10 protein-coding genes are annotated in these 14,632 nt (G+C 36.1%); all 10 read right to left on the bottom strand.

What is annotated here, in order from left to right; all coding sequences use genetic code 11:
* Nucleotides 1-168: 168 nt before the first annotated feature.
* The 10 genes from G7059_RS09060 to G7059_RS09105 all read right to left on the bottom strand — a co-directional run bounded on the left by G7059_RS09060 (nucleotide 169) and on the right by G7059_RS09105 (nucleotide 14,630).
* Complete coding sequence (locus G7059_RS09060; protein WP_166081774.1) at nucleotides 169-2,442, bottom strand: Cna B-type domain-containing protein; 2,274 nt, start codon at nucleotides 2,440-2,442, stop codon at nucleotides 169-171.
* Between the two features lie 312 nt (nucleotides 2,443-2,754).
* On the bottom strand, nucleotides 2,755-4,125 hold the full coding sequence (locus G7059_RS09065) for a 6-phospho-beta-glucosidase (RefSeq protein ID WP_166081775.1): 1,371 nt from the start codon (nucleotides 4,123-4,125) through the stop codon (nucleotides 2,755-2,757).
* Nucleotides 4,125-5,465, bottom strand: coding sequence for a PTS sugar transporter subunit IIC (locus G7059_RS09070; protein ID WP_240920488.1), 1,341 nt, complete (start codon nucleotides 5,463-5,465; stop codon nucleotides 4,125-4,127). The genes G7059_RS09065 and G7059_RS09070 overlap by 1 nt, the downstream gene beginning before the upstream one ends.
* A 126-nt stretch (nucleotides 5,466-5,591) precedes the next feature.
* Nucleotides 5,592-6,497, bottom strand: a complete 906-nt coding sequence (locus G7059_RS09075) for a MurR/RpiR family transcriptional regulator (RefSeq protein WP_166081777.1) — start codon at nucleotides 6,495-6,497, stop codon at nucleotides 5,592-5,594.
* Nucleotides 6,498-6,593: 96 nt separating this feature from the next.
* Nucleotides 6,594-9,017, bottom strand: coding sequence for a heavy metal translocating P-type ATPase (locus G7059_RS09080; protein WP_166081779.1), 2,424 nt, complete (start codon nucleotides 9,015-9,017; stop codon nucleotides 6,594-6,596).
* Nucleotides 9,018-9,039: 22 nt separating this feature from the next.
* Complete coding sequence (locus G7059_RS09085; protein WP_166081780.1) at nucleotides 9,040-9,240, bottom strand: heavy-metal-associated domain-containing protein; 201 nt, start codon at nucleotides 9,238-9,240, stop codon at nucleotides 9,040-9,042.
* 98 nt (nucleotides 9,241-9,338) lie between these two features.
* Nucleotides 9,339-10,058 carry a purine-nucleoside phosphorylase gene (gene deoD, locus G7059_RS09090; protein WP_166081781.1) on the bottom strand — a complete coding sequence of 240 codons (720 nt, stop codon included), beginning with the start codon at nucleotides 10,056-10,058 and terminating at the stop codon, nucleotides 9,339-9,341.
* A 47-nt stretch (nucleotides 10,059-10,105) separates the two neighbouring features.
* Complete coding sequence (locus G7059_RS09095) at nucleotides 10,106-10,894, bottom strand: GNAT family N-acetyltransferase (RefSeq protein WP_166081783.1); 789 nt, start codon at nucleotides 10,892-10,894, stop codon at nucleotides 10,106-10,108.
* A gap of 87 nt (nucleotides 10,895-10,981) precedes the next feature.
* Nucleotides 10,982-13,612 carry a bifunctional acetaldehyde-CoA/alcohol dehydrogenase gene (gene adhE, locus G7059_RS09100; protein WP_166081784.1) on the bottom strand — a complete coding sequence of 877 codons (2,631 nt, stop codon included), beginning with the start codon at nucleotides 13,610-13,612 and terminating at the stop codon, nucleotides 10,982-10,984.
* Between the two features lie 157 nt (nucleotides 13,613-13,769).
* Nucleotides 13,770-14,630 (bottom strand): aldose 1-epimerase family protein, encoded by an 861-nt coding sequence (locus G7059_RS09105; RefSeq protein ID WP_166081785.1) that lies wholly within the window; start codon nucleotides 14,628-14,630, stop codon nucleotides 13,770-13,772.
* Between the last annotated feature and the right edge of the window lie 2 nt (nucleotides 14,631-14,632).

Raw genomic sequence — 14,632 nt, forward strand, 5'->3', positions numbered from 1 at the left:
AGATAAATGGTTGTTCTGGGTAGTCTTTATAATGTGGATGTGTAATTTTTTTTCATAGGTACATCCTCCTCAATTTCGATAATATCATATTTGATTTTGTCTTTTAATCTTAATGCACTTCAAAATCACTAAGTAAAGAAATCAAATACTTCAATACTATCTAATTTACTATATAGAGGTGTCTCTTCTTACTTTATTAATAGAAATGAATACGCACCCAATAACAACAAGTACAATACCCATTAACATAGAGGAATTTAAGTTATTAATTCCAGTCGAAGGTAATGTCGGAGTCTCTTCTTCTGGATCTGTTGGATTCATTGGATTCGTTGGATCTGCTGGATCTGTTGGATCTGTTGGATCTGTTGGGTCTGTTGGGTTTGTTGGATCTGTTGGATCTGTTGGATCTGTTGGATCTGTTGGATCTGTTGGATCTGTTGGATCTGTTGGATCTGTTGGATCTGTTGGATCTGTTGGATCTGTTGGGTCTGTTGGGTCTGTTGGGTCTGTTGGATCAGTTGGTTTTGATGGTAATTCAGTATATGTATTAATAATGGAAAAACCTATTTCTTGATTTCCAGTAATTTCAACATGATATTCACTTAATGTTTGTTCTTTAACATAATACTTAATCTCACCGTCTTTATCATATCTGGGAAGGTCTAAGAAATGATGAATCCACTTTCCTTCGTTGTCTTCAGTGACTTCTACAGTATCAATAAGCTCGTCATTAGCATACAACTCAATATTGATGCTATCTGGGCGTTTATCGGCGTGTCTATCATCGACCCATTCCTTAGTTACTGAAAATTGAATTTTCTCTTCATTAGCCTTAGAATTCGTAATAATAAGTGAATATACCCTTGTGATTGAATCAAATGACATTGTTGAATATTCAGCTAGGTAGCCTTCTGGAATGTTCTCTTCAATTACTTCATAAAGATAATCAACAAGCACCCCATTACTTAATCCCTTGTTTGGAAGTCCTTCCCACATATATTTCCATGAATTATGTTGGCCTAATTCTATACTTTCATCTACCTTTGTAATTGTTGATTTTTCATCCTCATCAATCAGTCCATTTTCATTGATATCCAAGAAACGATTCAATTGCACACTTATTGGTGAGTGCTCTTCCAAATCATCATTCCATACTTTTTCTACAAACACATCAACATCATTGTGTTCTAGTCCAAACCTTACAACTCCATTTGAGCTGATTCCTCCGCCAGTTTCAGCAGAGTTTCCTTCAACAATGACTGTCGCGTGTTGTTTTTGTTTTTCTATATTTAATCCAGAGTAGTCGGACACCAAGCCAAACATTCCAAATAACTCTAAATTATCACGTTCTACCTTAACCTTATTTTCAGGGTATCTATTAAATTGATCATCATAATACCAGGATACTTTTTCTCCAGTTAAGGTACGATAAGGGACATGCATCGAATAACTTGCATCTTTTATTCCGGATACGAAAATATCGTCTCCAGATCCTACAGGGTTATTATTTATTCTACCTGCTGTGTTTCGTAGAATCGTTACCCCTTGTGTTGAATCACTAAACATTTGACCCGTGGGGCAAAACCAAACACCGCCACCTGACATGTCTGCCGTGTTATCTAGAATAAGAACATTCGTTGATTCCAAAACTCCCATCTCTCCTGGTTTATTTCCAGCTCCATAAATATAGATACCGCCACCACTACCAGCTTTATTATTTCTAATAGTTCCTGCATTTAGTGTTGCCTTACCAGCTCTGACTAATATGCCACCACCGATACCACCTTTAAGTTCGCCATTTACAATTTCATAAGCAGAATTATTTTCAATAACTCCCCCATTCATTATAAATTCACCGTCAGTGAATACACCGCCTCCACCATTTGACCAGTTTAAGCCAGATGCTTGGTTATCATGAATAACCCCTCCATTCATTACAAATACTCCAGAGGAGTTGTAAACCCCACCACCTGGTTCCCCTAAACTTCCAGTCGAACCAGAAATCGAACCATCATTAAGTATGAATGATCCTGAGTTTCGAATAACTGCAACTCCTACATTTCCATTACCCTGGATATCGATTCCATACCCTACTTCTTCACCGACAGTTAATTTTGCATCATCATTAATATGAATAAGATGCTTATTAACAGTCCAGTTCGCATCAACACGAATGCTTGAATTGTTTGTTGAGGTAAGTGTTATTTCAACTCCACTTGGAATCGATACAGTGTCTTCTAATATAATATCTTGAGTAATTCTAATTTCTTTTCTTTCTTGAAATTGGGTGCTTCCTATTTCACTGATTAATAGGTCATAAGAACCAACTTCCACTATTTCAGATAATGCATTAATAGGTAAAGATTTAACACATAAAACTGTAATAATCAAAGCAAATACACACATAATTCTCTCTGTAAATTTCTTGCAGTAATTTGTCAAAATTTCCTCCTTGTAATACTTGTTAATAGATTAACATACTTAACAATAACGATTTATTGCGATGTAATAAACAGTTCATTTAATGTAATGATTACTTTGATAACCAAACAATTATTCCACTATGAAACAAAATTGTGCTTGCGACCTCATTTCCAAGGTAATCAACCTATAATTTTCATTCTTTATCAAGAAATCGATATCTAGGTATTCCATCACCTTGCTCCATAACATCGTTCTAGAAAAACACTCCTATTTCTCATTTAGCGCAAAGAAAAACTGTAATAAGTGACGTTATTACAGTTTTAGTTTTTATTATGAAGGGATGTATGTTACACCTTTTGCTTCAAGCTCAGCAATCTTACTTGCAAATTGTGGCAAGTAATGTTTGTTTGCAACTAACATTTCATCCAATAATTCTTTAGCAATTTTCCCTGATGTTACGAGTGGGTTAATTGTGAATGCTTGTAATGCAGTATTGTAATCACCTGTTACTGCAGCTTTAATAACAAGCTCTTCCATTGATTTCATAAGTTGGAGCATACCACGTGCTTCCGGTCCAAATGATCCCCAGTTTAGTGGTTCTGGTCCATGAGCTGTGATATAGCTTGTGACTTCAACGATTGAATCGTATGGTAAATCATCGATTGTTCCTTTATTTTGTGTAGAAACAACCATGACTGTTTTCTTATCATTAACGATTGAACAGATTAGTTCACACGCTGCATCTGAGTAGTGTGTTCCACCACGTTTTGTAAGCTGTTCTGGTTTGTAATCAAGAGCTGGATCTTTGTAAAGTTCAAAGAGTTCTTTCTCTGTTTGTTTAACAACTTCAGCACGTGTTTGATTCTTCTTATAATCTTCAAGTCCACTTTCAAACATTAAGTCAGTAATATAGTAGTAACGGTGATAGCCACATGGTAACATTCCTAAGCTCTTAATTTGTTCGTATGTAAATGGAATCTTTTGAATATTAGCAACTTCTGCAATTGCTTCTGCACCTTCTTCAAGGTTGAATACTTTTTCGATAATTTGGTCTGTTACTTCAACACCATCTTTATCCCAAACACGATGCCAGTGGAAGTGATTCAATCCAGCATATTTATGATAAAGTGTTTCATCTTCATTATTCATAACTTTGTGGTTCATTTTATATGAGCCAATTGGAACATTACAGAGTCCAACAGTTTTCTTCCATCCACCAACTTTAATAGCAGCTTCAGTAACCATTCCTGCTGGGTTAGTAAAGTTTACCAACCATGCATTTGGACATAACTCTTCCATATCTTTGATAATTCCTAAGATAACTGGAATTGTACGTAATGCTTTGAAAATCCCCCCTGCACCGTTTGTTTCTTGACCAATCATGCCATATTTATAAGGAATACGTTCATCACGAATACGTGCATCGAGTAAACCTACACGGAATTGTGTTGTAACGAAGTCAGCATCTTTAAGTGCTTCACGACGATCAAGTGTTAAGTGAACTTGCCAGTCAAGACCTGCAGCCTTAACCATTCTTTTTGCCATTTCACCAACGATTTCTAATTTTTCTTTACCATCTTCAATATCAACTAACCAGATTTCTCCAATGTTTAATTGATCTTGACGGTTAATAAATCCTTCGATTAATTCTGGAGTATATGAACTACCTCCACCAATTGTAACTATTTTTAGCTTTTTCATTAAATCTCCTTCTTCTCTTCAACTAATGCTTCTTCCATAACCATTTGCTTGTTAGCTAATAGTACGAATGGAATGTAGATTAAGATTGATGCTGAGATTGCGATTGCTTGAGTAATAACTGTTGGAATATGTCCACCTGATGCTAAGAATGCTGATAAGAGTGGTGGTGTTGTCCAAGGTACGTCATAAGCAAGAACTGTAGCAAATCCTACTTTTGTAAGGAAGTAACCAATTGTTGCACTCACGGCTGGTGAGAGAATAAATGGTATTGCAAAGATTGGGTTCAACACGATTGGAAGTCCAAAGGACATTGTTTCGTTAATGTTGAAGACTGCTGGTACAGTTGAAATCTTAGCAATTGTACGGTAATCCTCACGTTTTGAGAATAATAGAATAGCAATTAACAATCCACCAGTGATACCTGCTCCTGTAGGAATTGTAAAGACACTGATAAATGCACGGTTAAGAATATTTGGTGCAGGTAAGTTATTTAACACTGCTTCTGTATTTTCAGATAATGCAAGTAACATTGATGCTGTATAGATAGGACCAAGTACTTGTGTTCCGTGGATACCAAACATCCAAAGGATTGTAGTCATCATGAAGATAACGATATATCCAGGTAGACCAGTTAAGACTCCTTGTAGTGGTGTTTGAATAAATACAGTAATTGCATCAAAGATTGAGTATCCAACAAGTTGTTCGAATACGAATCCTAGAATAGCCATAAATGTAATTGTAAAGATACCTGGGAACAATACGTTAAATGATTTAACAACGTTTGATGGTACACTGTCTGGTAAACGAATTTCAAGCTTACCACTGTTTGCAAGACGAGAATAAATCTCAATTGAAATCATTGAAGCAAACATACCCAAGAATAAACCAGTAGCACTTGTAAATTTACTTGCGATAACTCCCGCAACTTGTACTACTTCTTTTGATTCAGGTGCTGTTACTACAGCAGTAGTAGCAATTAAAGCAATAAAGCTTGATAAACCAATAACTGGTACCCCAAGTTCATCACGTCCGTGTGAACGACCAAGCTCGATTGATGCTAATACAACAAATCCGAGAGTAATAATACTCATTGTAGCGTAGTTTGCAGCGTTGAAGATTGGTGATAATTGGCCTAACCAATCCATACCTGGTAATTTCGCTAAACTGATCCCTTTAGTTGTTGTTGATAAAACAACGTTAAGAATCAATGTAAAGAAGGCTCCCCCAATTGTAAGTGGAAGTAAAGCAGTAAATGCATTCTTAATTGCAGACATGAAACGGTTACCTTGTAGTTTCGCTGCAAACATTAAGAATTTATCCATAATCTTATTGTTTTCCATATTCATCCTCCTAAGATGACTTCATTTTATGTAAACGCTTAGATTCGGTCAATAAAAAAAGATGGTATTGGAACTAATTACCATCTTTTTAGGAAAATCATTAAAAAAGCATGAAAGATATTTTCATTATTTGGACTTTTTGGATGTTTTTTCATCCTCAAGCTCATACATTTCTAAGTCAATATCATCTTGATAACCAAGACGTTTTGTACTTTTATAGAGTGTTTCTACATTTTCAAGGTAGTCCATATTAAAGAGTACACCATAGATGCAATCCACTGCATACGTTAAAGCCGTACGGGAAGCAAAGGCTCCCATCTTCCACACTTGATTCTCTTCTATATTAATCACTACTTCTACATCTACAAGATTAATGAAGGGACTTTCACCATTGGTCGTTACTAAGATAATCTTAATATCTTGATTACGCAGTTGATGAATCCAATCGCTTACTAAACTACTATTCGCAAAGTTGGATACGATGAAAGCTACCTCTCTTTTAGAGTTCTTCATCCGTACATGATGCTGATAACCAATCGTCGCATCATGCTTAACATTCATTCCTAAGCGCCTAAGGTTGTAATGTAAATTGGATACGATAAGGTGTGATGGGCCAGAACCTAGAAGTATAATGGAATCTGCAGCTCGTAAAAGATTAGCTGCATCTATAATTTTATTACGATTAATTTGCTTATAGGCGTCATTGAGTACTTGTGAAGGTAGTTTGAAAAATGTTTCCACAATCGTCTCTGTACTACTATCGGGTAAGAATGGCATATCTACTTCTATCAGTTTATCAAAGGAATCAAAACTACTTAACTCAGATGCTATTCGTATTTTCAAATCAGAAAAACCTTCAAAGCCTAATTTCTTACTAAAGCGAACGATTGTTGCTGGTGAGGTATACGTCTTTTCCGCAATACGATCAATAGACTCAAAGATAAACTCTTTCGGATAGTTAAGAATATACTTTGCAATAATTTGTTCAGAGCTACTAAAACATTCTTGTTTTCTTAATTTCTGGATTAACATGGTAAACATCCCCCCTTGATTCTTAATAGTCCTATCCTATCACAGCTATTGCTAAGTATGTAAGTAGCTACAAAAAAATAACGGTAGAGTATACCGTTATAATTTTATATTTTTAAGACGAAGTGCATTCGCAACAACTGAAATTGACGAGAACGCCATAGCTCCACCAGCAATCATTGGATCTAAAAATGGTCCATTAAAGAGTAAGTAGAAGACTCCCATTGCAAATGGAATCCCTATAACATTATATGCAAATGCCCAGAATAAGTTTTGTTTGATATTACGCATTGTCTTACGACTAAGATTAATAGTCTTAACGACATCATAAATACTTTCTTTCATTAATACTATACTTGCAGATTCAATAGCTACATCACTACCATGACCAATTGCAACACCAATATCACTTTGAACAAGAGCAACTGCATCATTAATACCATCACCAACCATCATTACTTTTGATGTTTCTTGAAGTTTTTGAACATTGCTTGCTTTTTCATCAGGCATTACTTCTGCAATAACTTCATCAATACCAACTTGGTCTGCAATTGCTTGAGCAGTTAGTGCATGATCTCCCGTCATCATAACAACACGAATTCCTAGACTATGAAGAGCATCTACTGTTTTCTTTGCTTCTTCTTTTAAGACATCAGCAACCGCTACAAGACCTGCAATCTCATGAGCCAAAGCCACAACCATTACAGTTTTTCCTTGCATTGACCATTTGAGAATGACGTCTTGATACTCTGATAAATCATAGTTTTCTGCTGCCATTAATTTTTCATTACCAATTTGAATAAATGTATCTCCAGAGTAAGCAATAACGCCTCGACCAACTTCTGCTTGGAAATCACGGATATCAACACGAGGCACGCCCATCTCATCCCCTTTTAAAACAAGAGCTTGAGCAAGTGGGTGTTCTGAATAACTTTCAATCGATGTCACATACGACATTAATTCATGTTCTGTAAGTTTCTTAGCATAGATATCAGTCACAACTGGTTTCCCAATAGTAAGGGTCCCTGTCTTATCAAAGACAACTGTATCAATATGTGATGCTTCCTCAAGTGATTCAGCTGACTTAATGAAGATACCATTTTGAGCGCCAACACCGGTACCAACCATAATTGCAGTTGGTGTCGCTAATCCAAGTGCACATGGACAGGCAATCACAAGTACCGTAACAAAGACTGTAAGACTTCTTTCAAGATCACCTTGATAGAAGAACCAGAACACTGCTGATAGAATTGCGATACCAATCACAACCGGTACAAAGACACCTGACACCTTATCGGCAATCTTCGCAATCGGAGCTTTATCATTTTGAGCATTTTCTACAAGTTCAATAATTTGAGCTAATTTCGTATTATCACTATCAACCAAAGCTTCAATCACAAGATGTCCGTTTTGGTTCATTGTTCCCATAATGACCGTATCATCCACTGTTTTATCAACAGGCATACTTTCACCCGTGAGCATTGCTTCATCAATACTTGAATATCCTGTTATGACTTTACCATCAATAGGAATACTCATACCAGGTTTAACGATTAAATGATCACCAATACGTACATCATCGATATCGATTGTGATCTCTTCATCACCACGTTTGAGTATTGCTGTTTTAGGCTTTAGGTTTAATAAGGATTTAATAGCTTCTGTAGTTTTTGCCTTACTCTTAGATTCAAAATATTTACCCAAACGAATAAGAGCTACAATCACTACAGCTGATTCAAGATACAAGTGGTGAACATAGTGCATGTTTCCCATGAATATTTGTAAGCTACCATAGATACTGTAAACAACGGCAGCACCGGTTCCAATTGCAACTAATGAATCCATATTCGGAGTTTTATTAAATAGAGATTTGAAACCACGAATAAAGATAAGTCGGTTCATCCATAGTACGGGAATTGTAATAAGCCATTGGGCAAGTGTGTAGAGTATTGGATTGATTTCAAGGTTAAGAAAATTTGGAATTGGCAACTTGAATGCAAACATTTGTCCCATTGTGAGATAAATCATCACTACCGCAAGGGCTACACCAATCTTCACATCCCAGTGCTTATCAATTTTTATTTCTTCTTGACTCTCTTTATCATCAGAACGTTTTGCCCCATAGCCTGCAGCTTCAACTGCCGCAATAATATCATAGGTTTTAACTTGATCAGGGTGGTAAATGACCGTTGCTTTTTCATTCACAGCATTCACAGTAACTGACTCAACACCTTCAAGACTCATTATCGAACTTTCAATACTTACCGCACATTGAGTACATGTCATATCAGTAATTTCAAGAACTAACTTCTTTGTGTTACTTAAAGGTATTGCAGCATAACCACTGTCATCTACTGCTTTTATTATTGCATCTGGTATCACATCACCAACAACATGAGCACGATTCGTTAATAGGTTAACATCAACACGTTCAACACCCTCAATACCTTCAATAGCTTTTGTGACATGACTCACACATGACGCACATGTCATTCCTTCAATTTTTAAATCAATCTCTTTCATACGCAATCCCTCAACTTAATTGTTAAACTACTTTATAACCACTATTTTCTACTGCTTTTACGAGTACTTCTGTATTTATTTCTTGATCACTTGAAACAGTTGCGTTTTTGTTTTCTAAACTTACTTCAACTGCCTTAACACCTTCTACTGCTTCTAATGCTTTCGTTACATGTCGAACACATCCTTGACATGACATTCCTTCAATATTTAATACTTTTTCCATATGAACATCTCCTTATCGTTTACATTTGTAGTCTATCACTGTTTTAGTGAGATTGCAAACAAAAAGACCGGAATTTTTTATCCAGTCTTCATTGTTTTTTAGAACTTGATTGTACTTGCAGTATCAAGAGCAATTTCCATCATTTTTGTGAATGAGTTTTGACGCTCTTCAGCACTTGTAACTTCTTCAGTTACAAATGAATCTGAAATAGTAACGATACATGCAGCATGTTTTCCTAATTTACGTGCGTTTGTAAAGAGTGCAAATGATTCCATTTCAACACATCCTACATCATGTTGATCACGTAAGTCTTGCCATGTAACACCTGAATCACGGTAGAAGACATCACTTGAGTGAATACGTCCTTCGTGTAATGGAATATTTAATTTCTCTGCACTTGCTCGTAAAGCATTGTTTAGTTTTTCACTTGGTTCCATAATATCTTCCTCATAACCAAATGCAATTTTCGCAAAGCTTGACTCACTATATGCACTGTGTCCCATAACGACATCATATACTTTTAATTCTTCTTTATATGATCCTGCTGAACCAATACGAATAATTGCTTCCACGTCATACTGTGAATATAATTCGTATGAGTAAATACCAATACTTGGTTGCCCCATTCCTGAACCCATTACAGATACTTCAACACCATTGTAAGTACCAGTGTATCCGAACATGTTACGAACTTCATTAAATTGCTTTACATCTTTTAAGAATGTCTCAGCGATGAATTTTGCACGAAGTGGATCCCCAGGCATTAATACTACCTTAGCGATTTGTCCCTTTTCTGCATTAATATGTGCTGTTGCCATAAATTCCTCCTTGAATATGTAAGCTCATTATACCATGATTTTTGAAATTATCGTTTTAAATCAATCATATGATAAACACTATGAGGAGTATAGCCCATTCTTTCATAGATACGGGCTGCTTTAGGATTGGTATAGAAAAGAACACCATGTCTTCCTTGTTTGAGTAAGTCATCACTCATTACCTTTACAAGAGCACTAGCATACCCTTTTTGTTGTTCATTAGGTAAGGTTGCAACCCCTATAATCATTGCTGAGTTATCAGTTGATGCTGTGTAGGATCCAACACTCACAACGGTACCTACTTCATTACGAACACCATACACTACACTATCTTCGCTTTCCATACGTTTACGATATGTAGCAGTATCCGTACCTTCATAACCATCAAAAGCACTTCTTAGGCAGAATAGTATCTCTTCAGCATCATCAGGTTTAAGTATCTCTACTTTATGATTCTCTAAAGGTTCTTCTTTAGGATAATAGACGGATAAAGTAGAAGCTTTATTATCGCGTATAAAGTCATCCAAACGTGTTCCAACATGTTTCATGGTTGCCTCACCAATCATGTATCGTTTCGGCTTTATCTCTAAAGTTAGTTCACGAATAAATTGAATTGCTTCATCATCAAGTGACTCTGCAAAAATATGAATACTATCATCACGATATCTAAATACAACAGCAACAAGCTTATCATCACGATAATCTCCATAATATGTCTGTATTTCATCATTAAACCCAAACATATCCAAGTCTCCAATTAAAAATAAATTAATATGTGGGTCTTGAGAGAGAAATTCCACTAAGTCTTTTCGATCCGATTCATTAAGTTTTTTCATATGTATTGCTCCTTTTACCTATTTTATCTTTTAAGCTGTCTTGAAGCAATAGAAAAAGGAGCTCTTTTGAGCTCCTTGCATAAAATATTAGATACGTTTTGGATCGAATTTCTCACCGTAGTATGCTGCTTTAAGAATTGCACGCATATCTTTTACAAGTGGAAGACGTGGGTTACATGGTGAACATTGGTCTTCGTATGCTAGGTAAGCAACTTCTTCTTCGTGTGTTAAGAAGTCTTTTTCTTCGATACCTTGATCTTTGAAGTTCATTGTGATGCCACAACGTACTGCTAAATCATGACATGCTTGTGCATAGCTTTCAACACCTTCTTCAACAGTTGAAGCTGGAAGTCCTAAGATACGAGCAAGTTCTGCATAACGTTCGTTTGCACGGTATACGTTATATTTTGGCCATAATGATGGTTTCTCAGGTTGTGTACCGTTGTAACGGATAACATGAGGCATTAAGATAGCGTTAATACGTCCGTGAGGAACATGCCATCTACCACCAATCTTATGAGCTAATGAGTGGTTGATTCCTAAGAATGCGTTACCGAATGCCATACCTGCCATTGTGGAAGCATTATGCATTTTTTCACGTGCTTCTAAGTCATTCTTACCATCGTGAACACTACGTTCTAGGTATTCGAATACAATCTTGATTGCTTGAATACAGAGTCCATCTGTGTAATCACTTGCGAAGTTTGAAACATATGCTTCTGTAGCATGTGTTAATACGTCAAGTCCTGTATCTGCTGTAACAGATGCTGGAAGGTTTGTTGTAAAGATTGGGTCAACGATAGCAACGTTAGGTACCATTGAGTAGTCTGCTAATGGGTATTTCTTATTAGCTTTCTTATCTGTAATAACTGCAAATGGTGTTACTTCACTACCTGTACCTGAAGTTGTAGGGATACATACCATCTTAGCTTTTTGTCCTAATTCAGGATATTTAAATGCACGTTTACGTATATCAATGAATTTTTGTTTTAAGTCATTGAAGTCTACTTCTGGATGTTCGTAGAAGATCCACATACCTTTAGCAGCATCCATTGGTGAACCACCACCTAATGCAATAATTGTATCAGGTTGGAATGCTTGCATTAATTCAAATCCTTTACGTACTGTTTCTACTGATGGATCTGGTTCAACGTCTGCAAAGAGTTGAATACTTACTGGATGACGTCTTCTATTTAGTTGATCAACAACCATGTTGTAGAAGCCTAAGTCAACCATTGAACGGTCAGTTACGATGAACACACGTTCAACATCACGCATATCTGTTAAATAACGAATTGAATTTCTTTCGAAGTAAATTTTTGGTGGAACTTTGAACCATTGCATATTATTGTTACGTCTCCCAACTTTTTTGATATTTAGTAAGTGTACAGCACCAACGTTATCTCCAACTGAGTTATGTCCATATGAACCACAACCAAGTGTTAATGAAGGTATAAAGTCGTTATATACGTTACCAATACCACCAAATGTTGATGGTGAGTTCCAAATAATACGGATTGCTGGAATAACTTCACCGAATTTATCAGCGATTTCTTTGTATTTTGTATGAATTGCAGCTGAGTGACCAAGTCCATTGAACTCAACCATTTGTTTTGCTAATTCAATACCATTTTCTGTTGATTCTGCTTCTAAGAATGCAAGAACTGGTGAAAGTTTCTCACGTGTAAGAACTTCTTTAGGTCCTACTTGTTTACATTCTGCTGCAAGAATAACTGTGTTTGCTGGTACTTCAAATCCAGCTTGTTCTGCTAACCATGTAGCATCTTTACCAACTACGTCTGGGTTTAATACTGCTTCTGCAAAGTTTTTATCTGTTGAAGCAACACCAAACATGAATTTTTCTAATTTCTTTTTATTAGTCGCGTTGAGGAAGTGTACACCATATTTTGTAAACTTATCGCAAACTTCTTTATAGATTTCTTTATCAGCGATAACTGCTTGTTCTGAAGCACAGATCATACCGTTATCAAATGCTTTTGATAATGCAATATCGTTAACAGCTTGATCAATGTTAGCTGATTTTTCGATATATGCAGGAACGTTTCCAGCACCAACACCTAATGCAGGTTTACCACATGAGTATGCTGCACGAACCATTGCGTTACCACCTGTAGCTAAGATTGTTGCTACACCTTCATGATTCATAAGTTCTGCTGATTTTTCTTTTGATCCGCGTTCAATCCATTGAATACAGTTTTCTGGAGCACCAGCTGCAACAGCTGCATCACGAATTACACGTGCTGCTTCAATACTACATTTTTGTGCAGATGGATGGAATGAGAAAATAATTGGATTTCTTGTTTTTAATGAAATTAATGATTTAAACATTGCAGTTGATGTAGGGTTTGTTACTGGTGTAATACCACAAATAACTCCAACTGGATCTGCAATTTCTGTAACTCCTGTTACATCATCTTCGTTGATAATACCAACAGTTTTAAGATGACGCATGTGGTTGATTACGTGTTCACACGCAAACATATTCTTTGTAGCTTTATCCTCGAATACTCCTCGTCCTGTTTCTTGAACTGCTAAAAGTGCTAAGTTACCGTGTTGGTCAACTCCTGCTACACTCGCTTTAGCAACGATGAAGTCGATTTGCTCTTGATTTAATTTATGAAACTCTTGTAGGGCTTGTTGTCCTTTTGCAACCAGCTCATTTACTTCGTTATCGATGTCATGTACTTTCTCTGCCATAACTTCCTCCTTGTTATATATTTCACATACTTAATATACCGTAGATACGAGTTTTACCCAACCGTTTCTGTCCTAAAAGAACTAAGTTTTAGCAATAAAAAAGAAAACACTTCTATCTAAGCGTTTTCATTGTGAAAAATATAACAAATTGTAGTAACTAGCCTTTAATTCCGAATTGTACGGTATAAAATGTCTCGGAATTCTTACCAGACTCTAAGGTCTTAATCGCTAATTTTTCTTTAAAGTTTCCTTTACCTTCATAAGCGTCTGTAATCCCCAACCAAGGTTCAATACAGATGAATGGTGCAAGATGTCCATGTTGAGTTGCACTCCATAAACCTACAAAGTCAAAACCGTCACACTCTAAACGAATTACATCTTTTCCAAGATTATTATCAAGGACAACTTGGTTTAGATGTGAATAAATACGTGCGTCACTCTTGAAATTTTCATAATCAACAGTAATAACTTCATTGATGTCGTAATCATTTGATTGATCGACATACCCTTCTTTAAGCGTTATGAATTTACTATCTTCTGTCCCTTTAAGTTCAAAAGTATAGGATCCTTCTGGGTCTAATAAAAAGGCAGGATGTGCTCCAATTGAATAATACATTTCTCTTGAATCAACATTCTTTACATCCCAAATTACTTTGAGTTCATCTTCAATCAGCTCATATCCAATACGAACCTCATGTTCATAAGGATATTTTTCTTGCAGCTTACCATTGCTTTTGAAGACAAATACCACCTTAGTTTCTGTTTGTGACTCCAGTTCGAAATCTTGGTCACGTAAGAAACCATGTTGTGATAGTGAATAGATTTCATCATCAATCTTATAGCTACCACCTTTTACACGTCCAACAATAGGAAAGAGTACTGGAGATACACGACCCCAATAGTTGGCGTCACCATTCCACATTCTTTCTTTATTTAAACGCTTATCAAATACTCCGCGTACCTCAGCCCCATGATGAGCAATAGATACGACTAAACAATCATTTTCTAGAATAATCATTA

The organism is Erysipelothrix sp. HDW6A (genome assembly GCF_011400295.1).
In the GTDB taxonomy this organism is placed as follows: Bacteria; Bacillota_I; Bacilli_A; order Erysipelotrichales; family Erysipelotrichaceae; genus Erysipelothrix.

What these genes read in the sequence shown, in the direction of transcription:
- G7059_RS09085 (WP_166081780.1), bottom strand. Translation starts at nt 9,240, where the DNA reads ATGGAAAAAGTATTAAATATTGAAGGAATGTCATGTCAAGGATGTGTT.
- G7059_RS09075 (WP_166081777.1), bottom strand. Translation starts at nt 6,497, where the DNA reads ATGTTAATCCAGAAATTAAGAAAACAAGAATGTTTTAGTAGCTCTGAA.
- G7059_RS09105 (WP_166081785.1), bottom strand. Translation starts at nt 14,630, where the DNA reads ATGATTATTCTAGAAAATGATTGTTTAGTCGTATCTATTGCTCATCAT.
- deoD (WP_166081781.1), bottom strand. Translation starts at nt 10,058, where the DNA reads ATGGCAACAGCACATATTAATGCAGAAAAGGGACAAATCGCTAAGGTA.
- G7059_RS09080 (WP_166081779.1), bottom strand. Translation starts at nt 9,017, where the DNA reads ATGAAAGAGATTGATTTAAAAATTGAAGGAATGACATGTGCGTCATGT.
- G7059_RS09065 (WP_166081775.1), bottom strand. Translation starts at nt 4,125, where the DNA reads ATGAAAAAGCTAAAAATAGTTACAATTGGTGGAGGTAGTTCATATACT.
- G7059_RS09070 (WP_240920488.1), bottom strand. Translation starts at nt 5,465, where the DNA reads ATGGAAAACAATAAGATTATGGATAAATTCTTAATGTTTGCAGCGAAA.
- adhE (WP_166081784.1), bottom strand. Translation starts at nt 13,612, where the DNA reads ATGGCAGAGAAAGTACATGACATCGATAACGAAGTAAATGAGCTGGTT.
- G7059_RS09095 (WP_166081783.1), bottom strand. Translation starts at nt 10,894, where the DNA reads ATGAAAAAACTTAATGAATCGGATCGAAAAGACTTAGTGGAATTTCTC.